General features: G+C 41.1%; 20 protein-coding genes. 13 read left to right on the top strand and 7 right to left on the bottom strand.

Annotated elements, in window-relative coordinates; translation table 11 throughout:
* Position 1 precedes the first annotated feature (1 nt).
* The 11 genes from CAP51_RS01780 (at position 2) to CAP51_RS01730 (ending at position 11,533) form a co-directional block, all read left to right on the top strand.
* Positions 2-3,172, top strand: a complete 3,171-nt coding sequence (locus CAP51_RS01780; RefSeq protein WP_087619015.1) for an efflux RND transporter permease subunit — start codon at positions 2-4, stop codon at positions 3,170-3,172.
* Between the two features lie 4 nt (positions 3,173-3,176).
* The gene (gene adeC, locus CAP51_RS01775; RefSeq protein WP_087619014.1) at positions 3,177-4,628 is read left to right on the top strand and encodes an AdeC/AdeK/OprM family multidrug efflux complex outer membrane factor; all 1,452 of its coding nucleotides are present in this window, start codon (positions 3,177-3,179) and stop codon (positions 4,626-4,628) included.
* A 134-nt stretch (positions 4,629-4,762) separates the two neighbouring features.
* Positions 4,763-5,569, top strand: a complete 807-nt coding sequence (locus CAP51_RS01770) for an RsiV family protein (RefSeq protein ID WP_087619013.1) — start codon at positions 4,763-4,765, stop codon at positions 5,567-5,569.
* 34 nt (positions 5,570-5,603) lie between these two features.
* Positions 5,604-5,954 carry a YbjQ family protein gene (locus tag CAP51_RS01765; RefSeq protein WP_087619012.1) on the top strand — a complete coding sequence of 117 codons (351 nt, stop codon included), beginning with the start codon at positions 5,604-5,606 and terminating at the stop codon, positions 5,952-5,954.
* Positions 5,955-5,965: 11 nt separating this feature from the next.
* Positions 5,966-6,397, top strand: a complete 432-nt coding sequence (locus CAP51_RS01760) for a YbjQ family protein (protein ID WP_087619011.1) — start codon at positions 5,966-5,968, stop codon at positions 6,395-6,397.
* Positions 6,398-6,472: 75 nt separating this feature from the next.
* Entirely contained in the window at positions 6,473-6,742 is a 270-nt protein-coding gene (locus CAP51_RS01755; protein WP_087619010.1) for a DUF2281 domain-containing protein, read from the top strand.
* Positions 6,729-7,127 carry a type II toxin-antitoxin system VapC family toxin gene (locus CAP51_RS01750; protein WP_087619009.1) on the top strand — a complete coding sequence of 133 codons (399 nt, stop codon included), beginning with the start codon at positions 6,729-6,731 and terminating at the stop codon, positions 7,125-7,127. Before CAP51_RS01755 ends, CAP51_RS01750 begins: the two co-directional genes overlap by 14 nt.
* A 47-nt stretch (positions 7,128-7,174) precedes the next feature.
* Positions 7,175-8,002 (top strand): RsiV family protein, encoded by an 828-nt coding sequence (locus CAP51_RS01745; protein ID WP_087619008.1) that lies wholly within the window; start codon positions 7,175-7,177, stop codon positions 8,000-8,002.
* 132 nt (positions 8,003-8,134) lie between these two features.
* Positions 8,135-9,406 (top strand): serine--tRNA ligase, encoded by a 1,272-nt coding sequence (gene serS, locus CAP51_RS01740; protein ID WP_087619007.1) that lies wholly within the window; start codon positions 8,135-8,137, stop codon positions 9,404-9,406.
* Between the two features lie 69 nt (positions 9,407-9,475).
* The gene (cysG, locus tag CAP51_RS01735; protein ID WP_087619006.1) at positions 9,476-10,858 is read left to right on the top strand and encodes a siroheme synthase CysG; all 1,383 of its coding nucleotides are present in this window, start codon (positions 9,476-9,478) and stop codon (positions 10,856-10,858) included.
* A gap of 195 nt (positions 10,859-11,053) precedes the next feature.
* A complete protein-coding gene (locus CAP51_RS01730) occupies positions 11,054-11,533 on the top strand; it encodes a tRNA (cytidine(34)-2'-O)-methyltransferase (protein WP_087619856.1) in 480 nt (159 codons plus the stop codon).
* A gap of 243 nt (positions 11,534-11,776) precedes the next feature.
* On the opposite strand, the gene CAP51_RS01725 is transcribed toward CAP51_RS01730, so the two are convergent.
* The 5 genes from CAP51_RS01725 to trhA all read right to left on the bottom strand — a co-directional run bounded on the left by CAP51_RS01725 (position 11,777) and on the right by trhA (position 19,524).
* Positions 11,777-13,372 carry a bifunctional aspartate transaminase/aspartate 4-decarboxylase gene (locus CAP51_RS01725; RefSeq protein ID WP_087619005.1) on the bottom strand — a complete coding sequence of 532 codons (1,596 nt, stop codon included), beginning with the start codon at positions 13,370-13,372 and terminating at the stop codon, positions 11,777-11,779.
* Between the two features lie 57 nt (positions 13,373-13,429).
* Positions 13,430-15,112 (bottom strand): aspartate-alanine antiporter, encoded by a 1,683-nt coding sequence (gene aspT, locus CAP51_RS01720; protein ID WP_087619004.1) that lies wholly within the window; start codon positions 15,110-15,112, stop codon positions 13,430-13,432.
* Between the two features lie 652 nt (positions 15,113-15,764).
* Positions 15,765-17,183, bottom strand: coding sequence for an APC family permease (locus CAP51_RS01715; RefSeq protein ID WP_087619003.1), 1,419 nt, complete (start codon positions 17,181-17,183; stop codon positions 15,765-15,767).
* A gap of 319 nt (positions 17,184-17,502) precedes the next feature.
* Positions 17,503-18,804 (bottom strand): MFS transporter, encoded by a 1,302-nt coding sequence (locus CAP51_RS01710; RefSeq protein WP_087619002.1) that lies wholly within the window; start codon positions 18,802-18,804, stop codon positions 17,503-17,505.
* A gap of 69 nt (positions 18,805-18,873) precedes the next feature.
* Positions 18,874-19,524, bottom strand: coding sequence for a PAQR family membrane homeostasis protein TrhA (gene trhA / locus CAP51_RS01705; protein WP_087619001.1), 651 nt, complete (start codon positions 19,522-19,524; stop codon positions 18,874-18,876).
* Positions 19,525-19,674: 150 nt separating this feature from the next.
* Between trhA and CAP51_RS01700 the strand changes: the two genes are divergently transcribed.
* Positions 19,675-20,895 carry a class I SAM-dependent methyltransferase gene (locus CAP51_RS01700; protein WP_087619000.1) on the top strand — a complete coding sequence of 407 codons (1,221 nt, stop codon included), beginning with the start codon at positions 19,675-19,677 and terminating at the stop codon, positions 20,893-20,895.
* A 198-nt stretch (positions 20,896-21,093) separates the two neighbouring features.
* Positions 21,094-22,182: a YfaP family protein gene (locus CAP51_RS01695; protein ID WP_425426752.1), complete on the top strand. Its 1,089-nt coding sequence runs from the start codon at positions 21,094-21,096 to the stop codon at positions 22,180-22,182.
* 88 nt (positions 22,183-22,270) lie between these two features.
* Here the strand turns inward: CAP51_RS01695 and CAP51_RS01690 are convergent, their stop codons facing one another.
* Positions 22,271-24,079: an ABC transporter ATP-binding protein gene (locus CAP51_RS01690; protein ID WP_213062668.1), complete on the bottom strand. Its 1,809-nt coding sequence runs from the start codon at positions 24,077-24,079 to the stop codon at positions 22,271-22,273.
* Positions 24,072-25,850 carry an ABC transporter ATP-binding protein gene (locus CAP51_RS01685; RefSeq protein WP_087618998.1) on the bottom strand — a complete coding sequence of 593 codons (1,779 nt, stop codon included), beginning with the start codon at positions 25,848-25,850 and terminating at the stop codon, positions 24,072-24,074. The genes CAP51_RS01690 and CAP51_RS01685 overlap by 8 nt, the downstream gene beginning before the upstream one ends.
* Positions 25,851-25,995: the final 145 nt, after the last annotated feature.

Below are 25,995 nucleotides of genomic sequence, written 5' to 3'. Positions count from 1 at the left end.
AATGGCACAATTTTTTATCCATCGTCCCATTTTTGCATGGGTAATTGCTTTGGTGATTATGCTGGCAGGGATATTGTCCCTGACCAAAATGCCCATTGCACAATATCCAACGGTTGCGCCTCCGACGGTGACAATTTCTGCAACTTATCCGGGTGCATCTGCGACAACTGTAGAGAATACCGTTACACAAATCATTGAACAGCAAATGAATGGTTTGGATGGTTTACGTTACATGTCGTCCAATAGTTCTGCGAACGGACAGGCCTCTATTCAATTGAATTTTGAACAAGGCATTGATCCTGATATTGCACAAGTACAGGTTCAAAATAAATTACAGGTAGCAACAGCTTTATTACCCGATGATGTACAGCGTCAAGGGGTTAAAGTCACCAAATCCGGAGCTAGCTTCCTTCAGGTACTTGCTTTTTACTCGCCTGATGAGTCTTTGTCGGCAAATGATATTAAAGACTATGTAAACTCCAATATTTCCGAACAGCTTAGCCGGGTAGCCGGTGTAGGCGAAGTACAGGTATTTGGTGGTTCCTATGCTATGCGGATCTGGCTTGATCCTGCAAAACTGGTGAGTTATCAGCTTACGCCGAGTGATGTGGCAGCAGCGATTACGGCACAAAATGCTCAGGTTGCAGTTGGGCAGTTAGGTGGTGCACCTGCTGTTAAAGGTCAGGTTTTAAATGCCACTGTTAATGCACAAAGTTTATTGCAGACACCAGAGCAGTTTAAAAATATCTTTTTAAAAACCACAACATCCGGTGCACAAGTGCGTTTATCCGATGTTGCCAATATTGAACTTGGTGCAGATAACTATCAATTTGATTCCAAATTTAATGGTCAGCCTGCTGGTGGTGTGGCAATTCGACTGGCAACCGGTTCCAATGCACTGGATACTGCCAAAGCAGTTGAAGCAGAACTGGTTGAATTACGTAAAAACTATCCATCTGGTTTGAAAGATCAACTGGCATTTGATACTACTCCATTTATTGAGTTATCAATTAAAAGTGTGGTTCATACCTTGGTTGAAGCGATCGTTCTGGTGTTCTTTGTCATGTTTTTGTTCCTGCAAAACTGGCGCGCTACGATCATTCCAACCTTTGCTGTGCCTGTTGTGGTCTTGGGTACCTTTGCTGTCATTAACATATTCGGATTTAGTATTAATACCCTAACTATGTTTGCAATGGTACTGGCGATTGGTTTGCTGGTGGATGATGCGATTGTTGTGGTTGAGAACGTCGAACGTGTGATGGCAGAAGAGCATTCTGATCCTGTCACAGCGACTGAGCATTCGATGAAGCAAATCTCTGGTGCCTTAATCGGGATTACCAGTGTACTGACCGCAGTATTTGTACCGATGGCATTCTTTGGTGGAACCACTGGGGTAATTTATCGTCAGTTCTCGATTACGCTTGTGACTGCGATGATCCTGTCATTGATTGTTGCTTTGACCTTTACACCTGCTTTATGTGCGACTTTACTGAAACAGCATGATCCAGATAAGAAACCAAGCAATAATATTTTTGCCCGTTTCTTTAGATGGTTTAACCGCACTTTTGATCGCATCAGTCATGGTTATCAAAACGGTGTTAACCGTATGATCCACCATAAAATATTCTCTGCCATCATTTATGCTGTGGTTGCAGTGGTACTGGTATTTCTGTTTCAGAAATTACCATCATCATTCTTGCCCGAAGAAGATCAGGGTATGGTGATGACGCTGGTTCAATTACCACCAAATGCAACTCTGGAGCGTACAGGCGATACCATTGACCAAATGACCGACTTTTTCATGAAAAACGAAAAAGACAGTGTTGATTCTGTATTTAGTGTTGCCGGATTCTCATTTACCGGTATCGCACAAAATGCGGGTATTGCATTTATCAAGTTAAAGGACTGGAGTGAACGAACTACACCGGAAACACAAATTGGTGCGATAATTCAACGGGGTATGGCATTAAACATGCTGGTTCAGGATGCGTCCTATATCATGCCTTTACAATTGCCTGCAATGCCAGAATTGGGTGTTACTGCCGGATTTAACATGCAGTTAAAGGCAATGAGTGGTCAAAGCCATGAGCAATTGCTTGCCGCACGAAATGCGGTACTCGGTATGGCAGCACAGGATAAACGTCTGGTTGGTGTTCGTCCGAATGGACAAGAAGACACACCTCAATATCAGATTAATGTTGATCAGGCTCAGGCAAGTGCCATGGGTGTGAGCATTGCAGATATTAATTCGACCATGGCAATGGCATGGGGTGGTTCATATATCAATGACTTTATTGACCGTGGTCGTGTGAAAAAAGTTTATATCCAAGGGGAGGCAGATAGCCGCATGATGCCGGAAGATCTGGATCAATGGTATGTACGTAATAGTCGTGGCGAAATGATTCCTTTCTCTGCGTTTGCATCTGGTCAATGGACTTATGGTTCACCTCGATTAGAGCGGTACAATGGTCTGTCTTCTGTCAATATTCAGGGTAGTCCTGCGCCTGGAGTTAGTTCTGGTGATGCGATGCTTGCAATGCAGGAAATCGTTCAGAAATTACCATCAATGGGAATGTCTGGTTTTGATTACGAGTGGACTGGTTTGTCACTTGAAGAACAGGAATCTGGTGCACAAGCCCCATTCCTCTATGCCTTGTCTCTGTTAATTGTATTCCTGTGTCTGGCTGCATTATATGAAAGCTGGTCAGTGCCATTCTCGGTATTGCTGGTTGTACCTTTGGGTGTCCTTGGGGCGGTCGCTTTAACCTTCCTTGGCATGGTGGTCTTGAAGAATTCAAACCTGTCTAATAATATTTATTTTCAGGTGGCGATCATTGCCGTGATTGGTTTGTCAGCCAAGAATGCGATTTTGATTGTGGAATTTGCCAAGGAGTTACAGGAAAAAGGCGAAGATTTACTGGAAGCAACCTTACATGCCGCCAAGATGCGTTTGCGCCCAATTGTCATGACCACATTAGCCTTTGGTTTTGGTGTGCTACCGCTTGCCTTGTCGACTGGCGCAGGCGCAGGTAGTCAGCATTCCGTCGGTTATGGGGTGCTAGGTGGTGTAATTAGTTCTACACTTCTGGGTATCTTCTTCATTCCGGTCTTCTTTGTATGGATTCGCAGTATCTTTAAATATAAACCTAAACAACAGGTTACTCAGGAATAATGATATGACACAGATCATGACGTTGACTGGCCGTAGTTTGGCATTATCTGTACTGGCATTGTCTTTGGCTGCTTGCCAAAGCATGCGTGGTCCAGAACCAACTGTTCAAGCGAATATTCCTGATGCATATACGGCTTTACCGCAAACAGCGACAGCCTCAATTGCAGCGCAGGGTTATCAGGACTTTTTTGCCGATGAGCGTTTAAAACAGGTGATTGCCCTAGCTTTGGGTAATAACCGTGATTTACGTACTGCGGCATTGAATGTTGAAAAGGTACAGCAACAATATCAAATTACCCGTAATAATCAGTTGCCGACAGTGGGTGCAAGTGCGGGATTTACTCGACAAGCAACTATGAGTAGTGATTATACGCCTTACTCTGCCTATAACGTGGGGCTGGGCGTTACAGCATTTGAACTGGATTTATGGGGCCGTGTCAGCAGCCTTAAAGATGCTGCATTGGACAATTATTTTGCAACCCAAAGTGCGCGTGATGCTACTCAGGTTGCACTGGTTGGACAAGTGGCCGAAGCTTGGACTGCGATTTCCTTTGCTGAACAAAATCTAAAACTGGCTGAACAGACATTAAAAGCACAGCAAGAGTCTTATAATTTAAATAAACGTCGTTTTGATGTGGGTATTGACAGTGAAGTGCCTGTTCGTCAGGCACAGATTTCTGTTGAAACCGCTAGAAATGATGTTGCTAATTACAAGACACAAATTCAGCAAGCTAAAAATGCATTGAATTTATTGGCGGGCCAAACCATTCCAGATAACTTGTTACCGGAATCGCGTGTAGTCAAAATTACCAATAACAGTGTATTAAATGCTGGTCTGCCAAGTGAGCTATTAAATAATCGTCCAGATATTAAGTCTGCCGAATATCAGCTTCGCGCCGCAGGTGCCAATATTGGTGCTGCAAAAGCTAGTTTGTTTCCAACCATTAGTTTAACTGGATCTGCTGGATATGCATCCACCGATTTGAGCGATTTGTTTAAATCCGGTGCATTTATCTGGAGTGTGGCACCAAGTCTGGATTTACCGATTTTTGATTATGGTACCCGTCGTGCCAACGTCAAAATTTCAGAAATAGATCAACAAATTGCATTAAGCAGTTATGAGCAAACCATTCAGACTGCATTCCGTGAGGTCAATGATGTACTGGCTACACGTGCCAATATTGATGATCGTATTGCAGCACAACGTCGTTTGGTGGAAGCAACCAATACAACTTATCGTCTGTCTGAAGCACGTTTTAGAGCAGGAATTGATGGTTATTTAACTGTACTTGATGCACAGCGTAATTCATACACCGCAGAGCAGGGATTATTGGCATTACAACAAGCCAATATCAATAGCCAAATTGAGCTGTATAAAACGCTAGGTGGGGGCGTAACAGCGCAAACACCAGCCGATGCTGACAGTAATAATACGACCAGCACACCTGCACAGTAAATAATTCAATAAGTAGAGACGATTGGTCTTGAATATAAAAGCAGTCACTACGGTGGCTGTTTTTTTATGTCTTTGTAAAGTCTGCTTGATCTAGTGTTAAACTAAAAAATGATACGACAAATAAGAGATGTAAAATGAAAATTAAATGGGTTACCTGTACATTATTCGCCAGTATGTTTGCATTGACAGCTTGTCAGGAAAAACCGAAGCCAGACGCATCGACTGAAAAAGAGACTGCACAAAAAGATCAAGCAAAAACGGATACAGCGATTCCTTTGATTCAGGCAAAAGTTGAAAGAGTTCAGCCGAAAAAAGATGAAGTTTGTCATGCAGCAGCAACAGCAAATGATCTTGCCACCTGTACACAATATGATTTGCAGACGATTAACACCAATGTAGCGTGGATTAATAACTATTTTCAGGATACGATTAAAAAAGATCATGCCGATGCTTTTGATGATCAACCTGCTGTCAAAGTCACGTTGGATCCAAAAATTCCATCGGTGAATTATAGTGGGGCATCGGTACGATATATCGGTCAAAACTATAATATTGCGACTTTTGAATATCTTGTTGATTATTATCCAGCAGGGGCAGCACATGGAACCTATGCAAGCCGTTACGTGGTCATTGATCTGAGCCAACAACAGATTTTAACGCTGAATGATATTTTATTGCCTGGAGCACAGGAAAAATTAAAAGATGCTTTGTACAGCTATAATAGTACCTGGCTGGATGACCATAATGTGGCAGTAAAAGATTTAAATATTAGCGATAATTTTTATCTTGGTGCGGATGGCTTGGTCTTGGTGTATCCAGTTTATGAGTTGGCATCCTATGCAGAAGGTGAATCGGAGTTAACTATTCCCTATGTGGAATTAAAAAACTTTGTAAAAGCACAATATTTACCGAGTTTACCTGAACCAAGACAGGAATTTTAAATTCATTTGATTGAAAAATTTAGGAATACATAAAATGCTATTAAGTAATTTGGAAACAGTCCCGGCTCATCGTATTGTGCGCCAGCTTGATGTGGTCTATGGCAGCACTGTCCGCAGTAAACATGTGGGGCGGGATTTTATGGCGGGGCTAAAAAATATAGTCGGGGGAGAACTAAAAGGTTATACCGAATTGCTTGAGGAATCACGTCAGGAAGCCATGCAGCGCATGATTGACAAGGCGGGTCAACTGGGTGCCAATGCCATTGTCGGCATTCGTTTTTCCACGTCCAATATTGCACAGGGCGCCTCCGAACTATTTGTTTATGGTACTGCGGTAATTGTGGAAGCAGAGCTACCAAAATTGCCCGATCCGTTTACAATCTAAGAGGAAATCGCATGTCCGGGATCATTGTTCAAGTTGCAATTTTTATTCTTTTATTCCTGATTGGTTGGGGTTTTGGTCGCCATATTGAAGCCAAACATTTACAGTATTTGGCAGAACAGGAAAAACAACTGGCACATATTCAAATTGATACCAATAAGTTTGTGGTTAGTCATACACAAGGTGCTTTGATTTCCAGTAATGTGGTGCTGTCCCATGATTATTTTAAATTTGTACTGGCTGCGATCCAGAATTTTTTTGGTGGACGTTTAACCAGTTATGAAAGCATTGTGGAACGTGCCCGGCGAGAAGCGATTATTCGTTTAAAACATCAGGCACACGTACAGGGTGCAACAAAGATTATGGGATTGCGGTTAAGTACCACGGAATTGGGAATGCAAGGCGGTATGGTGGAAGTTTTTGCTTATGGTACTGCTGTTCGGTAATCATGTTGTAATGACTATATTTTTTAGCTCGAAATGCTTAGACTATATTTTAGATAAAATACTGGAGTTTGTATTATGAATATTGCACAAACTATCTTTCAAAAAGTAAAAGACTTGCCAGATGCACAGGCACAAGAAATTTTGGACTTTGTTGATTTTATTCAAACTCGTTATGGAAAGTCAGATCATCAGGTAGCTAAGCAAGAATTAGAAAACAAGGCTTCAATGGCGTTATCTATTGCACAGTATGCGGGTATGGTGCAACTTGAAGCGACAGAACAAACAAGGCATCTGGAAGATTTTGATGCTGCTGATTTTGTGATGATGCAGCATGAAAGTCATTGATACCAATATACTGGCACGGTTCTTTATTGATGATCCGGATGATCAACAATGTCATATACAGAGACAAACAGCGATTGAGATTTTATCGCAACCTGTTTCCATACCTATTACAGTTATACTGGAGTTGGAATGGGTAATGCGAGGATTTTATAAAATTGATAAACAAACGATTTTAAGTGTTTATCAAACATTATTAAATTTTAGCCATGTTATAATTGAGGACGAACTATTATTGATTCAGGCGTTAAAATTATATCAACAAGGTTTGGATTTTGCAGATAGTTTACACATTGTACGATTACAACAATATTCTTTTATTACATTTGATGTGAAATTTTTTAAAAAAGCAGCAAATGCCGGATTAAAGATTGAATTGGCAAAATAGTTGGCGAAATATATAAGATAAATTAACAATAAGAGAGAGTTAACAGCATGATTAAAAACTATATTTTTACGCTGGCAGTTGTCATCTTGGTTGGGGGATTAACCGCATGTACGCCCAAAAATTCGCCAGTTAATGACAGTGGACAGAATACAAGCACCAAATCAGAGGCAATACCACAGCCTGAACAGTTACCAGCAAAACAGCAATCAGATGATATTCCTGCGGTATGGGCAAAATCTTATCGAGTAAGTCAGCAAGAACTTTGTGAAGCCGCGACTGAAGATCGCGAAGCAGCCTGTACCACTTACGATATACAATCGATCAAGACCAATGTGGACTGGATTAATCAATATTACCATGCACAATTACAGGATTCTGCATTAGGAATCGCTACAGAGAAAAATGTAGACAAGTCTCAGGGTGAATTCCGGCAGTATTATGATGGCAGCATGGTATCTTTTGTGGGGCAACGCTATCAGTTGGTAACTTTTTCACGATTTCATAATGTTTATTTGGGCGGGGCACATAATGTTTTCAGTGTTCAATACGATGTGTTTGATTTGAAAGTAAGGAAAAAACTTGCTTTAAATGATGTACTGCATAAAAACAGCCAGTCTAAGATACTGGCATTACTTAAACAGAATAATGCACATAAATTAAAAGAATACGGTACAGACCTAGACAGCTTGAAATTAAGTGAAAATTTTTATTTTGCTGGAAATGGTCTGGTCTTTGTCTATGCACTTTATGAAATTGCCCCGTTTGTTTATGGTATGCCTGAACTTCATGTGCCATATGAAGATTTAAAGGGATTACTAAAAACTGAATATATGCCAAGTTTACCCGACATGACTTTAAGCGAAAATTTTTCATAAGATATGTGAGAATAGGTGATTGTAAAAGCGTTCTTATCAATCTGAAATTTAGGAATAACTAAGCGGTGACTATTTTTTTTTAGTCGAAGCGCTTACACTATATGGCATTCATTTTTAGCCATTTAGATTGTTATGATTGATCCAAAACTTTTACGTAATAATATTGAAGCAGTCAATGCCGCGCTTGCCAAACGTGGCATTCAGTTGAATGTACAAGAATGGGCAGATCTGGAAGCTCGTCGTAAAGAAATTCAATCCAAAGCAGAATCCTTACAAGCCGAACGTAATGCGGGTGCCAAACAGGTTGGCCTGATCAAGCGTGAAGGCGGTGATGCGTCCGAAGTCATGGCACGTATGCAGGCCATTGCCGATGAAATTAAAACTGCCGAAACTGCATTGGCTGACTTGCAGGCGGAAATTGAAGAAAAATCTTTATCTATTCCAAACTTGCCTGATGCATCTGTGCCAGAAGGTAAAGATGAAAGTGATAACGTCGAAATTTTACGTTGGGGAACACCACGCCAGTTTGATTTTGAGATCAAGGATCATACCGATCTGGGCGAGTTGATGGGTGGTCTGGAGTTTGAGACTGCAACCAAACTGACTGGTTCACGCTTTAGCGTATTGAAAGGGCCGCTGGCACGCCTACAACGTGCACTAACTCAATTTATGCTAGATACGCATACCTTGAAAAATGGCTATACCGAAGCTTATGTGCCGTATCTGGTCAATGCCGATTCGCTACGTGGCACAGGGCAGTTGCCTAAATTTGAAGAAGATTTGTTTAAACTGCAAGGCGAAAAAGAATATTATCTGATTCCAACAGCAGAAGTTCCGGTGACCAACTTTGTCCGTGATGAAATCATCGATGCAGAACGTTTACCGCTTAAGTACGCAGCACATACGCCATGTTTCCGTAGTGAAGCCGGTTCTTATGGTCGTGATACCCGTGGTTTAATCCGTCAGCACCAGTTTGATAAAGTCGAAATGGTACAGATCGTCAAGCCTGAAACATCAATGCAAGCACTGGAAGATTTAACAGGTCATGCCGAAGGTATCTTACAGGCGCTTGAATTGCCATATCGTAAAATTATTCTGTGCGGCGGCGATATGGGCTTTGGTTCTACCAAAACCTATGATCTGGAAGTGTGGGTGCCTAGTCAGAATACATATCGTGAAATTTCCTCATGTTCAAACATGGGTGACTTTCAGGCACGTCGCATGAAAGCCCGTTATCGTGTTGATCAAAAGAAAACCGAATTTGTCCATACTTTAAATGGTTCTGGTTTGGCTGTTGGTCGTACTTTACTGGCAGTCATGGAAAATTATCAGCGTGCGGATGGTTCAATTGAAATTCCACAGGTTTTACGTCCCTATATGGGCGGTGCAGAATATATCGATTAGATCCTGTCAAAGATAAATTGCATGATTTTTGCTTAGCTATCGCCATCAAACTTATGTAGAGGTTCATCTTTGGATATTCTCCCGATTTCGTTAAAATTGAAAGATCAACCTTGTCTACTTGTGGGTGGTGGACATATTGCCTATCGCAAGGCGATATTGTTGGCCAGAGCAGGTGCGATCATTGATGTGATTGCGCCTGAGATTGAACCAGCATTGCTGGATTTGGTACATGAAACAGGTGGACAATTCAGCAAGACCGAATTTTCTACAGAGATGCAGATTAGACATTATCGACTGGTGATTGCTGCAACCAATCAGGCAGAAGTGAATAAACAGGTTTTCCTGTATTGCGAAGCGCAGAATATATTGGTCAATAGTGTTGATGATATTCCAAATTGTCGGTTTATGGTGCCTGCGATTATTGATCGTTCACCGTTGCTGATTTCGGTGGCGAGTAATGGTACATCACCGGTGCTATCACGTCAGATCCGCACTCAACTGGAAAGCAGTATTCCGCATGGGATGGGTAAACTGGCTGAATTTTCCGGTAAATGGCGGGCGGCTGTAAAAGCAAAAATCAGCAATCCAGATGAACGCCGGATTTTCTGGGAAGACTTGTATGCCAGTCCTTTAAAAGAACAGGTCTTTCACGATAACTTAAGTGATGCGGATGCCTATATTCAGCAGGCTTTAATAGACTGGCAAGCACCAAAAGGCGAAGTCTATTTGGTCGGTGCCGGGCCAGGTGATCCGGAATTGCTAACCTTAAAGGCCTTACGGTTAATGCAGCAGGCGGATGTCGTGATTTATGATCGTCTGGTGTCCAAGCCAATTCTGGATATGTGTCGTCGTGATGCAGAAAAAATTTATGTCGGCAAAGCACGTTCCAATCATGCTGTACCGCAGGAAGGCATTAATGCGCTGCTGGTCAAATATGCGCAGGCCGGAAAACGGGTCTGTCGTTTAAAAGGTGGTGATCCATTTATCTTTGGCCGTGGTGGTGAAGAAATTCAGCAGTTGTTTGATGCTGGTGTGACTTTTCAAGTGGTGCCGGGAATTACCGCAGCTTCAGGCTGTTCGGCATATGCGGGTATTCCCTTAACACATCGTGATTATGCGCAAAGTGTAAGGTTTTTAACCGGACACTTAAAAGAAGGTTCACCTGAATTACCATGGGATGAGCTGGTCTATGAAAATCAGACCTTGGTGTTGTATATGGGTTTGGTCGGATTGGAGAAAATCTGTAAAAACCTGATTGCACATGGTCAACGTCCTAATATGCCGGTGGCATTGGTTTCCAAAGGTACCACGCCTGAGCAAAAAGTCGTGATTGGCACCTTGGCTGATATTGCAGATAAAGTGGCTGAATACGAAATTCAGGCACCGACCCTGACCATTATCGGTGAGGTGGTAAAATTGCGTGAGCAATTGCAATGGCATGAGCGAGGATAGAACAGCGATTAATAATCGCTGTCCGAGCGCAAGGCGAAGACTATGCCTGAGCAAAGAGGATAGTTGCGATAGTACCACCGTAACAGCGATCGATAATCGCTCTCCGAGCGCAAGGTAAAAGCTGTGCGCAACGATAGTTCTGCAAAAAAGACGATGCCTAAGCTACCAATGAAATATTTACAAGTGAGTAATGAAGTGATTCATGTTGTCCTATTTGAACCTGAAATTCCAAGTAATACCGGTAATATTATTCGCTTATGTGCCAATACCGGCGCACGTTTGCATTTGATTAAACCTTTAGGTTTTGAACTGGATGACAAGAAACTGAAACGGGCAGGGCTGGATTACCATGAATGGGCCAGAATGCAAATCTGGGACAATATTGAAACCTGTCTTGCTCATCTGGCTGAACATGGTATCAGCCCTGAACAAGTTTTTCCCTTAACCACCAAAGGTTCTGCGGCACCTTATACAGTTGATCTCAACCAACCGGTGGCTTTATTAATGGGACCTGAAACTCGGGGTTTACCTGAACAAGTGCGCCTGTTGTTTCCCCAGCAAAATTGGATTCGACTGCCCATGGCGGAAAATTCACGTAGTTTAAATCTGTCTAATGCTACGGCAGTAATTGTCTATGAAGCATGGCGGCAACAAGGGTTTAAGCCTTTAATTTAAAACGCTATCGTAATAAGCATAGTATTTAATCTAATTTTGTATAAAACCAAGACTCGAAATTTTAAATCCGAGTCTCAGCATATTTTGAGGCAAGAGGCAACTTTGCAGCTACCATCTGGCTTTATGAACTTAGCGCACTCACATTCGGTTCTCAAGATATTGATATTTTAAACAAAAAAACTGCATTACCTGCTTTTGTACTGTAATGCAGTTTTTTGTCTTATAGAGACTGAAATCTTATGCTTAAGATTTCAGTTGTTTTTGATATTCCTGATAATATTCCTCTGCAAACGCTCTTAATGATTTACCAATAGCGGCATATTGGTATTCATTTAGATTGGCCAGAGAAGCACGTGCCGAAGAATGTGTTACCCCAAAACCTGAGGCAGGTAATAAAACTACACCGGTTTCATCAGCGACTCTAAAAAGCAAATCAGTTGGATTTTTGCTTTGAATGACCCAATCGGCAAAGGCATCTCCGTATAATGCACGGCAGGTTTGATCCAGATCAATTAAAGTGTAGTAATCTACACTGTTAGGATTATCTTTCTGTTGTACGCCAAGTTGACGGTATAACGCTGCATCACGATTACGAATGACCGTTTTCAGGGCTTTTTTATAGTTTTGAGCAGCATCCATCATATTGAATAAGGCAAATAACACCATTTGAATTTGCTGTGGTGTGGATAAACCGGCTGTGTGATTGAGCGCCACAGTACGACTGTCTGCAACCATACGATCAATCATTTTAAAATTTTCCGGTTCGGCAGTCAACGAGGCATATCGGTCTGCCAATTGCTGTTGGTCACTTGGGGCTAACTGACGTATTTTTTGATCAAGAATATTATTATGACTCAGGGCAATCACCCCTAAACGCCAGCCAGTCGCACCAAAATATTTAGAGAATGAATACACCAAAATGGTGTTATCTGGACAAATCGAAAACAAGGATTGGAAATCGTCGGCAAAAGTGCCATAGACATCATCAGTTAACAGGATCAGGTCTGGACGTTTGGCCACAATATCAGCAATGATATCTAGGCTTTCATCACTGATTTTTACAGAAGGTGGATTACTTGGATTAACCAAGAAAAATGCTTTGATTGATGGATCTTCAAGTTTACGTAATTCCGATTCTGGATATTGCCAGTTTAGTGCAGGATCAGCTTGAATATGTACTTGTTCAAATTGGTAATCATTGAGTTTGGGAATTTCAAGATAGGGTGTGAAAATTGGTGAACCAATGGCGATTTTGTCTCCCTGATTTAAAATTTTGTTTTCTTTTAAAGAGTTAAAAATATAGGCCATGGCCGCAGTACCACCTTCAACAGCAAATAAGTCGAAGGCATCGGCATTTAAATTTTTAATGCCCATTTCCCGAATGATATATTCTTTAATGGTTTGTTCAGATAAGCGCAGCATTCGGTCAGGAACCGGATAATTACATCCCAAAACACCTTCTACCATTTCCTGCAAAAACTGATCGGCATCTAGTCCTAGTTGGTCGCGGATATAAGAAATAGCTTTACTTAAAAAAAGTACCCCTGGTTTATCTTTATTTTCCAGTAAAAAATCATCAAAACGTGCCATTAAACCTTTGCTACGTGGGAAACCGCCTACACCTTCGGACATATAGGCAAAGGAAAATTCTGCTTCGGTGGCAGCAAATAGGCCCAATTGAAAAAAGGCCCGACGTGGAATGGTTGCCATGAAGTTTGGGTTTCCGCGACCTGCGTTGAGCATCAATCGATCTGCATGGCTTTGTGCCAAGGCCATTAAATTATCTTTAAGTTCAAAAGGACTGAGTTTTGCGTATTTTGAATAATCTGTAGTAGACATTTTATTTCTCCAATATTGTCTTTTTAAAAAGTAAAAACTGTTGTATTAGAATCGGGGTTATGCAAATGCCACGACCAAAGGGCCTAAAAGTGTCAAAAACACATTGGCCAAGGCATAGGTAATTGCAAAGGGAACCGTTGGAATGGTATTGCCAGCTTTATCCAGTACACCACCGAATGCCGGATTGGCACTACGGGCACCTGACAAGGCACCAGCCAAAACAGCCACATTGTCATAACGTAGTATATAGCGTGCAAAAAGCATGGAGAGCAGCAGGGGAATCAATGTGACCAGCACACCAATCATAAATAGCGATACACCACTTTCTTTAATGGTTTGTATGGCCTGTAACCCTGATTGCAGACCCACAGCAGCAACAAAACCTGCCAAGCCTAAATCTTTTAAAATCTGAGAAGCGGCTGGAGGCATGGAACCACTGGTTTGATGCCGTGTTCTGAGCCAGCCAAATAACAGACCAGAGAGTAAGGCACCGCCGCCTGCACCGAGTGTGATTGGGATACTTCCAATACGAATCACGATGAGGCCGATCAATAACCCCACCACCAAACCGGCGCCATGAAAAATCCAGTCGGTTCGAATGGTATTTGGAATCGGAATACCGCCTTCATGAGCAAAGCGTTTTAAATCCTGTTCTACCCCATAGGCAGTAATTACATCGCCTTGTAAAACAGTTGTATCATCCTGAAGTGGAACAGGATCGTCATTACGTTTAATGCTCAGAATAAAGATTCCGTGCTTTAAAATCGCAGAGGTTGAAGATTTAATATCGCCCAGTGTTCTGCCGATATATTTGGGATTTTTTAATACAATGTCTTCGGTACTCATCACCACATCGATACCATCTGCGGATTGCAACTCTTTGCCGATTTGATCTGCAATGGCGACCACATCAGCGCGTCGTCCGACAATGAGTACAATATCACCCTGTTGAATTAGGGTGTCTGGGGTAATATCAATCAAACGATTTTTTCTTTTTAATCGTTCGATGGTGATGTCTTTGCCCATGGTTTCAATTTGTGTCACGCTAAGATGATCGAGTTTTTCCACCTGATAAATACGGCCAACAATATCCGGAATCGCCAATGATTGTCCGGAGGTGAGGACAAATGCGCCTTTTAATTGTTGGTTCTGTGCTTTAATCGCATCATCATGGATATCTTTGCCCATGAATTTGGGTAAAATATTGACACAAACGATAATGGCACCCAGTGATCCAAAAATATACGTTACAGCATAACCAATCGCCACATTGGACTGTAATTTCTGAATTTGATCCAAAGGTAAATCCAGACGGGCAATGGCATCACTTGCTGTACCGATAATTGCAGACTGGGTCATGCCACCGGCTGCCAAGCCCGCAGCAAGTCCTTTATCCAGATGGAAAATTTTTGCCAATGCCAGAATAGTAATTAAGCCCACCACAGCCATAAACACTGCAAGTAGAATTTCTTTGATGGAACTAGGCCCTAGAGATTTGAAAAACTGGGGACCACTTTCAAAACCAACGGCATAAATAAATAAAGCAAATAGGATGGATTTAACGCCATTATCAATAGGGACATTGAGTAAACTTAGCGCAACCGCGACAATTAAGGATCCGGCAACACCGCCCAGCTGAAATTTACCGAGTTGGAATTGGCCGATCCAGAAGCCAATTGCCAGCGACAGGAAAATGAGTATTTCGGGAGAATGACTGAGCTGACTTTGTAACCACGTCATAACACTGTCCTTTTTATTTAAAAATAGGAAGATAAAAGTTAAGTTTTATTTACCTATTGTTGTTAAGTCATCATGCAATAATATTTAATTCTTAAGGCTCGATTGTGTTCACAGTTCATGAATGAAACATAGATGAAGTGTTAACACGCTCTGTATTTCGTCATTACTATCGACCTGACGAAAATAAAGTTCAATTGAGGCATGTGTCCTATTTGTTATAAATCTTATAAGAATTGAAATTTTATTGATTTAGAATAGAGTGTTACGCAACTTAGAAGAAATAACAGTACATTATTTGGCGTAATTGAAAGGTTTGATTTTATATTATTGAAAAATAAAATATATTTTTATTTTTAGAAAAGTTTCTTGACCAGTTGGTGATTGGCAGGTAATGGGAATTATGATCATTTATAAACTAAACCGTTAACATGTATACACTAATTTGCTAGGTGTACATAGTGAAGAAAGAGGATTCTAGTCACAAAAAACTTACATTGTAAAAAATAAAGTAAGCCCGATACATCAAAAAATTTATCGTTGTTTTTTAATAAAATGATAAAAATAGGCCAACGTTTAAGTTGACCTAATAAGTAGTTTGGGCGAGATCAAGTCGATTAAATACAATAGACTTGATAGTGGAAGAGATAGTGGATTAATCCTCAAACTCATTATATTGCGGTACTGGGCGGGTAAAACCACCAGTTTTATAAGCCAGATAAGCAATACCAATTGCAGCCCATGCCAGACCAACTTTCAATGCAGTTGGATCAATTTCCAGCCACATTAAGAAGACACTAATAAAACCAAGTGTTGGAATAACAATATAGTTAAAAATGTCTTTTAATGATTTTGTCTGTTTATCACGTAATGCATAGCGAGAAATGACCGAGAAATTCACAAAACTAAAGGCTGTTAAGGCACCAAAACTGATCAGATTGACAATATGCTCAAGGTTAATAAAACCGGCAGTCAATGCAATCAAACCAACAATCAGAATGTTATAGGTTGGAGTATGCAATCTTGGGCTGATATGACCAAAGATTTTTTTATTGATAATTCCATCACGTCCCATGACATACATTAAACGGGATACACCAGCATGTGCGGAAATACCAGATGCCATCACGGCAACCACAGCAAAATACAATACAAATGTTTTAAAGGCAATTGCACCAATGACAGGCAAAATATATTGAATATTCCCCAGTGCTGCCATCATCTCAGGCTGAGATTCATCCAGAATACTGAAATAAATGTTTGGATCACTTGGGAAAAACAGCTGAATAAAATAAGTGCTAAAAACAAAAATTGCCCCTGCAATCAATGCAGTAAGAAAAATGGCACGAGGCAAAGTTTTTTCAGCATCTTTGGTTTCTTCTGCAAGTGAAGACAAGGCATCAAAACCTGTAAATGAGAAACAAAGAATCGTTGCCCCTGCAATCAATGCGCCTACATTTGCCATATCACTCCAAAAGGGTGCCAGTGACCAAAGTGCGACGATATCTTGATTTAACGTACCATCCGCATGGATCCCTTGTGTGAGTAAAATATAGATCTGATAGACAAAGTAAAAAATTACACCAAGCTGTATAACAACAATTGTGGTATTAAAGCGAGCAACAAAACGCGCACCAAACAAGTTAATGATGGTCATAAATGCCGAAAGACCAATGACCCAATACCAGTGATTTACGCTTGGATATAAGGCGCGCAGATAAATATCGGCCAGAATAATATTGACCAGTGGCGACAGCAGATAATCCAGCCACGATGACCAGCCCACCATAAATCCGACATTGGGATGAATGGATTTCTGTGCATAAGTATAGGCCGAACCAGAAGATGGATAGCGCCTAATCATATGACCATAGCTGATCGAGGTTAGCAAAATGGCAACAAGTGCAAAAATATAGGATGTGGGTACATGTCCACTACTTTTCTCAGATACTAATCCAAAAGTATCAAATAAAGTCATGGGTTGAATATAAGCTAAACCGATAATAATGATGTGCCACAGCACAAGATTTTTTTTGAGCTTAGCTACCGATTGAGTCCCAGTATGAGTAGTCAATGGTGTTATCCTCTTTTAGATAAGGATGATCAAGGATCGCTATATATTTTAAGGATCATCAGACGATCCTCCCCAAAAACACTTTTTAAAAAAAGTGAGCCAATCTAGCCTAAATACTGTAGATTGTCAGCAAGTTCGTGGCAAGAAAAGCAAAAAATTAGCCAATATTTTGTCAATAATAGAGAAATAGCTAAAAATTACGAGAAAAAAATAAAAAAATTTAATTGAAAAATTTGATGACTGAAAATTTAACCGATAAGTCGAAAATTTAGATATAAAAAAACCTGATCAGACATCTGATCAGGTTTAAAATCAAACATTAAATTTGACGATTGACATCAATATTTTTGGTTTCTTTAATTAATAAGAAGGCAATGAGAGATAAAATGGCGGCACCGGATAGATAATAGCCCACGGCTTGTAAACCATAGGTCGTTGCCAGATAGGTGGCAATTAATGGTGCAAAAGATGCACCAAGAATACCCGCCATATTAAAGGTTAGGGCAGAACCAGTATAACGCACCGAAGTGGGGAATAATTCCGACAATACTGTACCAATTGGGCCATAGGTAAGTCCCATAATTCCCAAACCGATGCATAGGAATAAAAATACAGTAAATGGATTATTTGACGCCAGCATATCGGCAAAGAACAAACCAAAGATGGCAGCAAGAATACAAATGCCGATAGATGTGGTACGACGCCCAAATTTTTCTGCCAGAATTGCCGACAATGGGATAAATACAGCAAAAGATAAGGTAGCCAGCGTTACCATTTTCAGGAAGTCTTCACGGCTATAACCCAATTGTTGTGTGCCCCAGTTTAAGGAAAATACCGTGGTTAAGTAGAACACTACAAAGGTACAGACTGCTGCTAGTGTACCTAAAATCAGCATTGGTAAGTGGTGCTTAAATACTTCTGCAAAGGGCACATGTTTTTCTTCCTGCTTATCCAGAACTCGCTGGAATGCTGGTGTTTCATGTAGTTTTAGACGAATATACAGGCCCATAATCACCAAAATTGCACTGGCCAGAAATGGAATGCGCCAGCCCCATGCCATAAACTGTTCTTCGGTTAGGATGGCGCCGAGCAATAAAAAGAAACCATTGGCAAGAATTAAACCAAAGGGTGCGCCAAGCTGTGGAAACATGCCATACCATGCACGTTTACCTTCAGGTGCATTTTCTGTTGCCAATAAAACCGCACCACTCCATTCACCGCCCAGTCCAATCCCTTGGCCCAAACGGCATAAAGCCAGTAAAAGTGCCGCTGTAATTCCGATATCATGATAAGTTGGCAATAAGCCAATGGCAATCGTTGAAATCCCCATGGTTAATAAGGCTGCCACCAGCGTTGCTTTACGTCCGATGCGGTCACCAAAATGTCCAAACAGGGCCGAACCGATGGGGCGGGCAATAAAGGCGATCGCAAATGTCGCCAGAGATTTTAAGGTATTGGCTTGTGGGTCCCCATCAGGGAAAAACAAATGTGGGAAAATAATGACTGCTGCTGTCGCATAGATATAAAAATCATAAAATTCGATGGTTGTTCCCACCATACTTGCAGCAAGTACACGTCCTTTTGAGTTTAAAGGCTGATCAACAGCAGTGGCAGTTTCCATTGTTTTCAATGTCCCTGAAAGAAAATTCGCCTATTCTAACGAGGTCTTGACCATTTTGAAATTAAAAATTTACCTTGGCAAAGTGTTTAACATGGACCAAATGGCAAAAAAATGACTTGCGGCGCCCATGACCACAAAAATATGCCAGATGGCATGCGTATATTTATATTTTTTTGCCGCATAAAAAATAGTGCCAATGGTATAAAATAAACCGCCGGCAATCAGTAGTTGTAGGGCTGTACTGCTTAAATAGGTTCTCATGTCATCCATCACCAATACAGCCAACCAACCCATGACGATATAAGCAATCAACGATATTTTCTGAAAGCGATGCACAAAGAATAATTTAAAAAATGTACCAATCAGCGCGATGATCCATAAGGCAATAAGCAGAATTTTGGCTTTTTCAGTGGGTAAAAAGAGCGCCAGAAAAGGGGTATAGGTGCCGGCAATCAGATAATAAATTGCGGTATGATCCAGTTTCTTTAACCAGATGCGTTGTGTGGCAGAGCTAGACAGGTGATAGAGCGTTGAAGCGGAGAACAATAAAATCAGACTTAGTCCATAGGCCAGCATGCTGAGTCCGGCTTGCCAGGATAGCGGCACTGCTTTGATCAACAAGAAAATGGTACCCAATACTGCAAGGATTGCGGCTAGTCCGTGGGTCCATGCATTTAATCGTTCTTCTTCTGCACTGTAGCTATATGGAATTTTAGTCATTGTCCGGGAAATTTAAAATTTAAATCGGATCTATTTATGCGCCATAATCCATAAAAAAGATATGGCATTTCTGCTATTTTTGCAAAGCTAATGCAGCTTGTGCTGAAGTTGGTTAAAATAGCCAACTTGACCTAAAACAATGGAAGCACCATGACTGCCAATAACTTACAACCCAATCAGCTTGAATTTTTTAATCAAGTCGAGCAGGCATGGCAACAACAGCATTTTGAACGTATTATTTTGAGTCAATACCACGGCGAAATTGCAAAACTGGAAAAAATAACCGTGCGCAGCATTGTATTGAAAGATCAAACTTTGCTGAATGTGGTCTATCGTTATCAGACGCAGGATATTACCAAAAATTATTCATGGCATGAATTTTCAGCATTATTACAGGAATGGCTGAATCAATGTCAGCAAATCAATTTATTTACCGAGGGTCAGGAAATTCAGCTGAAATATAAAAAAGGTCAATGGAAACTGAGCCAAAGTAAACATAAATCAAATGCAGTTGTTCAGGTTCTACCACAATCACATGATCGCAATAAAAAACGCTGGATTGCACAGGATCGTTTATTTCTACAATTGCTGGGTATTACCGATCAAAAACACGAAATTATTCCCAGCATGGCACGTAAATGGAAACAAATTAATAAGTTTGTGGAAATTTTTGCAGGTGCAATTGAACAGGCACAGTTGCAACAGCAAGAAGATTTACATGTGGTGGATTTTGGCTCGGGTAAAGGTTATCTGACCTGTGCTGTTTATGACTATTTACTGGGTCAACATTTACAGCCGCACGTGACAGGTGTCGAATTGCGGGAAGAACTGGTAAAAGTTTGCCAGAATGTGGCGCAGCAGGCAGGCTATGATCAGCTTAGATTTTTCCAAGGCGATGTACGCAGTTATTTTCCGGAAAAAACTGATGTGATGATTGCTTTGCATGCCTGTGATGTTGCTACCGATTTTGCCATTCATACCGGTATTCGTTTGGGCGCGAAGGTTATTATGTGCGCGCCATGTTGTCATAAGGAATTACGTCCGCAGTTGCAAGCGCCACAGGTTTTAAAGCCGATGCTGCAATTTGGTGTGCATGTTGGACAACAAGCAGAAATGCTGACCGATACTTTACGTGCATTGTTGTTACAAGCCTATGGCTACGAAACCAAAGTGCTGGAATTTGTATCCCTAGAACATACCAGTAAAAACAAAATGATTCTGGCCACCCGACAACAGTCATTTAAACAGGTGGATCAAAATATTCTGGATCAGGTACAGCAGTTAAAAACTTTTTATGGTATTGAAAAACATACACTGGAGTTGTTATTAAAGGATTTACCGGTTGATCAAAAGATAGGTTGTTTATGTTAGATATGACATAAATAATGAATTTAGTGTGATTTAATGCGTATTGTTTTTATGCTATGGAATACGCTATGATCAAAAATAACAAGATATACATGGATAAAAATCATGATAAAAGGTGTTATTTCAACTCAAAAATATCTAAACACATTTTTAATCATATCAGGAAGTTTGCTATTTAGTTCGGGAGCGTTTGCCGATAATATGAATGTCCATGTCTTAAGTGCGACTGTTAAGGATCAGAATATTGCCAATGCCGAGATTTTTCTGCAAAAAAATGGCGAAAATTCGCAAAAGGTAATCAGCAATAGTCAGGGCAAGGCGACCTTATCCAGTTCGGATGCAGATAATAGTGATCATTTATTGATTATCAAAAAAGCCGGTTATTCTACGCTGGTGACAAAGTGTCCCTGTGATGGTCGAACCTATGCCTTGAGTCCTGTATTGCAATCCCTTGACAGTATGCGCATTGTTTTAAACTGGGGCAGTACACCAGATGATCTGGATTCACATTTGATTTATGGTTCAAATCATATTTACTGGGATGCCAAACTGGCACCTCAAGCCAATCTGGATGTAGATGATACCGATGCTTATGGACCTGAAACCATCACCATTGATAAGCGCTTAAACAATCAATATTATGTGTATGCTGTTCATAATTATAGTGACCGCAATTCAAATAACACAAAAAGTTTAAGTTATAGTGATGCGACTGTACGGGTGTATGTGGGTGAGTCGCTGGTTAGAACTTATGTTGTGCCAAGCAATGTTCAGGGCAACTTATGGACATTATTCAGGATTACGCCAAATGGTGAAATTCAGGATATCAACCGTATTTCCAATACACCAGCTAATCCAGTCTTGATTCCTCAGTCTGTTAATCAGTTTGAGCAGAATACAGCACTGGCTTTAACAAATGTCAGTCAAGCCAGTCTGCAACGTGCCAAGACCTTAAATCTGCAAGGTGATAAAGCTTATCAACAAGGCCAGTTGGAACAGGCGATTTTATTGTATCAACGTGCAATTGATGAAAATCCGAATGCAGCACAAACCTATAGCAATATTGCCGTTGTTTATCAAAAACTAGGCAGAAGTTCAGAAGCACTGTGGGCGAATCGTAAAGCCATTGAACTGGCAAGCAATCAAAATACCAAGGCTTATTCACATTATAATATCGGTAGAATTTATGAGCAGAATGGGCGTAAAGCAGATGCGCTCTATCATTATCAGCGTGCAAACGAATATAAACCAAGCGATAGCTATAAACAGGCAATTCAAAGAATACAGTAGATCTCTTATTAGGTCATATGCCAGTGTTATGTGCTGAATAAGAATGATCGGTTGTGTCTACGAGATAAACGCAACCGATCAATCATGGTCAGGAGCAAGGCTCAATTGCCAGTGCTTCACTTGCATATTGTAATTGCCAGAGCTGTGCATACTTGCCTTGTTTGTCCAGCAGTTCCTGATGCGTACCTTGTTCCAGAACCTCGCCATGTTCCAGCACAATAATATTACTTGCAGCAATAATGGTGGATAGGCGATGTGCAATAACAATCACGGTTTTGTCTTTCACCAGTTCATCAATTGCTGCCTGTACAGCCAATTCACTAAAGGTATCCAGTGCCGCAGTCGGCTCATCCAGAATGACAATCGGTGCATCTTTTAACAATGCCCGTGCGATGGAAATGCGTTGTCTTTCACCTCCGGAAAGGCTGCCACCAATATCACCAATACGGGTTTGATAGCCTTCCGGGAGTTGCGAGATAAACGTATGGCATTGTGCCCGTTTGGCAACCGCAATGATTTCTGCTTCGGTGGCATCTTCTTTGGCCATTTTAATATTATTCATGATGCTGTCATCGAATAAATATACATCCTGAAACACCACCGAGATATAAGACATCAATTCATGCGGAAGCATATTTTTAATATCAATGCCGCCAATTTTAACCTGACCTTGCTGACAATCTGCATAACGCATGATCAAGCGTGTCAAGGTGGTTTTACCACAACCTGAATGTCCAACCAGACCCGTCAGACTTTTTTCTGGAATATGGAGATTAATCTGATGTAATGCCCAGTCCTGATTTTCATGATTACTTTTATCATTGTCCTGTTCATATTGAAAACTGACCTGATCAAAATGAATATCAAAGCGGGTTGGCAGTTGGGTTGGTGTATGCGTGGTGAAAGGCTGAATATTCAGCATATTTTCAATACGAGCATAACCCGCTTCAAGTAAACTGAAAAACATGGTCATCGAAGTAAATGCAGCAATTGGTTCGGCAAAACGAATGATGATCACTAGCATGGCAATAAAATACATTGCATTGCTATAACCAAACAATACCAACCACAAGCCAATTGCAATAGCAATTAATAAACCCACTTCAATTGCAGAGGTGACGATCAGATTGGGCTTACCACCTTTACGGTGGCCGATCTCTTGTGCCATATGAACTTTATCAATCATCGGGTACAGACGCTGCGTCTGATCACCTACACAATTGGCTGCCTTTAACACTGGCAAGCCCTGAGTATATTCCACCAGCTCGGCATTCAATTCGCCATTGAGTTTGCTCATCATCTGCATGCCGCGATCATAGGCCGGTTTGCGCCAGCGATATAAGGGAATAATTGCAGGAAAGATCAGTAAAATAATTAGGGCAATATGCCAGTCAAAGAAAAACGATAAAATGCCGACAGTAATCGGTACCACCAAGGCATACAGCATGATACTAACTACAGTCAAGGTATAGGCAATGACTTCATCAGCACTGCCAGCAATGGTGGCATTCCATTCGCCAGCACGTTTTTTCGATAATAATTGTAGGGGAATTTGTCTTAATTTTTCCCCAAGGTTGGTTCTTAAGACATGTTGTGCCTGTGCAGCATGGCCTTGATAGTCATAATCCTGTGCCTTCCAGCGTAGCACTGAACTCAACAGCACGAATGCAGTTAAAACGACCAGCCAGAAAGTGATGTTGGAAATTTGCTGCGTGGTCATTGCCAGAAAAATAGGATAAAGACAACTAAATGCGATCCCCTGACAAATGGCAGATAAGGTCATGAGGAGAAATGCCTTACGCAAACTGGCCTGTTCATCGCCTGCGGAACGTAACATCTGCTGATAAATTTCTTTAAGGGAATGAATGCGCTGTGTTTTGTGGTGTATATCAGCCATGAGAAGATTCTCCATGAGCAACTGAAGAGACGGGCTTCAGTGCAATATGCCAATGCTGTGCCTGTTGAAATGCCTGCCATAATTCGACATAGCGACCCTGTTTTTGCAATAATTGTTGATGTGTACCTTGTTCGATTAATTCGCCTTGATCAAAAAATAGAATTTGATCAGCATGCTGAATCGTGGCAAGACGATGGGCAATCATGATTACAGTTTTGCCATGCATCAGATTTTTTAGGGCTTGCATTAATAATGCTTCATTTTCGGCATCGGCAAATGCGGTTGCTTCATCCAGAATAAGGATGGGGCGATTCTGCAAAATCGCACGGGCAATGGTGATCCGCTGGCGTTGTCCGCCGGAAAGATTGGCACCGCGTTCGCCCACTTGCGTATCATATTCATCATTAAGATTACGGATAAATTCGTCTGCTTGTGCTAAACGCGCTGCGTCCCGAATCTGTTCTTCTGTGGCATGTGGCACGCCCAGTCGGATATTATTGGCAATGGTATCGGAAAATAGAAAATTATCCTGAAAGACAAAAGCAACTTGTGCCATCAGATCTGTTGTGGCGATATCCTTGATATTGATGCCGCCAATTTTAATTGTCCCGCTATCGACATCCCAGAAACGAGGAATCAATTTGGCAACAGTGGATTTACCTGCACCTGATGCACCAACCAATGCGGTAAAACTATATTCCGGGACAGTAAAATTAATGTCTTTTAATGCCAGTATTTGACGTTCTGGATAACGAAAATTAACGTGTTCAAACACAATAGAATGTTGTTCTGGTGTCTTGCTGTGCTCAGTTTGGGGTAAAGGCGCAACGGCAAGTAATTCTAGAATACGGGTTGCACTGATTTTTGATTTTTCAATCAGATGATACAAACTCATATAGGGCATTAAGGATTCCACCATGCCTGTACCGAGTAACAGAGTGGCGACCAGCACCTCAAAACTTAGCTGCCCGTGTTGCCATAAATAAATACCGACAATCAGCAAGATCACAAACGTGGGTAGGGGATTCAGGATTAACATGGAAATTCGGGCTGTTAATCCGCTTTGTTTGTACCAGTCGCTAAGAATCACTTTATAGGCATATAGCGCATTTTCATAACGGCGGAAGGACTTTTGTCCACCATCAAATGTTCGTACGACAGGCATGGCCTGTACAAACTCGATGACTGCACCATTTACATTTTCCCGTGCCTGATTATAAACCTTATTCATTTCATCGTGATTTTTCATCACCAATGACATAATCAGCATGCCGACAATTAAGATGGCAACACTGAGTAAGGCCATACGCCAGTCAAACCAGAGCAATGCCAGAAATGTGAGAACAGGGAAAACGTAGGCACGGGCAAAAAGTGGTGTTGCATCAGCCACAAAGGCATGCAGTGATTTTACGTCATCCTGCATGATTTTGCTGATCGCGCCCGAACCTGTCGTGGTAATGTAGCCTAAAGGTAATGTTGCAAGATGCACACTCATGTCTTTACGCAAAATTGCTTCCAATCTAAATGCAGCAAAATGAGATTGGTTAAACGCATTTAAGCGTAAGACATAAGCAATAATGGTGAGTAATACAATTATGCTAAAGATCGTATAAATCTGTTGAATGTGTTGTTGTAGCAAGGCCTGTATCAGGTAGGCAATCGCAACCAGTAAAGCAACGGTGCAGATTGCAGATAAGGTCGAGAGCAATATCGCAAAGTTAATTTGTTTTTTCACCGGCGTAATGATTCGCCAGTTTGGATTGTCACTCATTTTGATCCTCTTTTTATGATAATAATAATCATTATCAAATATATATTATCTATTTCGAGAAGACCAGTGAAAAATGAACTGGGTAATTTAGTACACTGATATTTAAACTCTTTATATTTGATTTGGTCATCTATTCGGTGTGGTC

The organism is Acinetobacter populi (assembly GCF_002174125.1).
Lineage (GTDB): Bacteria > Pseudomonadota > Gammaproteobacteria > Pseudomonadales > Moraxellaceae > Acinetobacter > Acinetobacter populi.
Note: the sequence above shows the minus strand (reverse complement) of the source record. Positions and strands in the feature narration are given on the sequence as shown.

Excerpts from the sequence above, each read along its gene's own strand:
- CAP51_RS01780 (WP_087619015.1), top strand. The coding sequence starts at position 2 with ATGGCACAATTTTTTATCCATCGTCCCATTTTTGCATGGGTAATTGCT.
- adeC (WP_087619014.1), top strand. The coding sequence starts at position 3,177 with ATGACACAGATCATGACGTTGACTGGCCGTAGTTTGGCATTATCTGTA.
- CAP51_RS01770 (WP_087619013.1), top strand. The coding sequence starts at position 4,763 with ATGAAAATTAAATGGGTTACCTGTACATTATTCGCCAGTATGTTTGCA.
- CAP51_RS01765 (WP_087619012.1), top strand. The coding sequence starts at position 5,604 with ATGCTATTAAGTAATTTGGAAACAGTCCCGGCTCATCGTATTGTGCGC.
- CAP51_RS01760 (WP_087619011.1), top strand. The coding sequence starts at position 5,966 with ATGTCCGGGATCATTGTTCAAGTTGCAATTTTTATTCTTTTATTCCTG.
- CAP51_RS01755 (WP_087619010.1), top strand. The coding sequence starts at position 6,473 with ATGAATATTGCACAAACTATCTTTCAAAAAGTAAAAGACTTGCCAGAT.
- CAP51_RS01750 (WP_087619009.1), top strand. The coding sequence starts at position 6,729 with ATGAAAGTCATTGATACCAATATACTGGCACGGTTCTTTATTGATGAT.
- CAP51_RS01745 (WP_087619008.1), top strand. The coding sequence starts at position 7,175 with ATGATTAAAAACTATATTTTTACGCTGGCAGTTGTCATCTTGGTTGGG.
- serS (WP_087619007.1), top strand. The coding sequence starts at position 8,135 with ATGATTGATCCAAAACTTTTACGTAATAATATTGAAGCAGTCAATGCC.
- CAP51_RS01725 (WP_087619005.1), bottom strand. The coding sequence starts at position 13,372 with ATGTCTACTACAGATTATTCAAAATACGCAAAACTCAGTCCTTTTGAA.
- aspT (WP_087619004.1), bottom strand. The coding sequence starts at position 15,112 with ATGACGTGGTTACAAAGTCAGCTCAGTCATTCTCCCGAAATACTCATT.
- CAP51_RS01710 (WP_087619002.1), bottom strand. The coding sequence starts at position 18,804 with ATGGAAACTGCCACTGCTGTTGATCAGCCTTTAAACTCAAAAGGACGT.
- trhA (WP_087619001.1), bottom strand. The coding sequence starts at position 19,524 with ATGACTAAAATTCCATATAGCTACAGTGCAGAAGAAGAACGATTAAAT.
- CAP51_RS01700 (WP_087619000.1), top strand. The coding sequence starts at position 19,675 with ATGACTGCCAATAACTTACAACCCAATCAGCTTGAATTTTTTAATCAA.
- CAP51_RS01695 (WP_425426752.1), top strand. The coding sequence starts at position 21,094 with ATGAATGTCCATGTCTTAAGTGCGACTGTTAAGGATCAGAATATTGCC.
- CAP51_RS01690 (WP_213062668.1), bottom strand. The coding sequence starts at position 24,079 with ATGGCTGATATACACCACAAAACACAGCGCATTCATTCCCTTAAAGAA.
- CAP51_RS01685 (WP_087618998.1), bottom strand. The coding sequence starts at position 25,850 with ATGAGTGACAATCCAAACTGGCGAATCATTACGCCGGTGAAAAAACAA.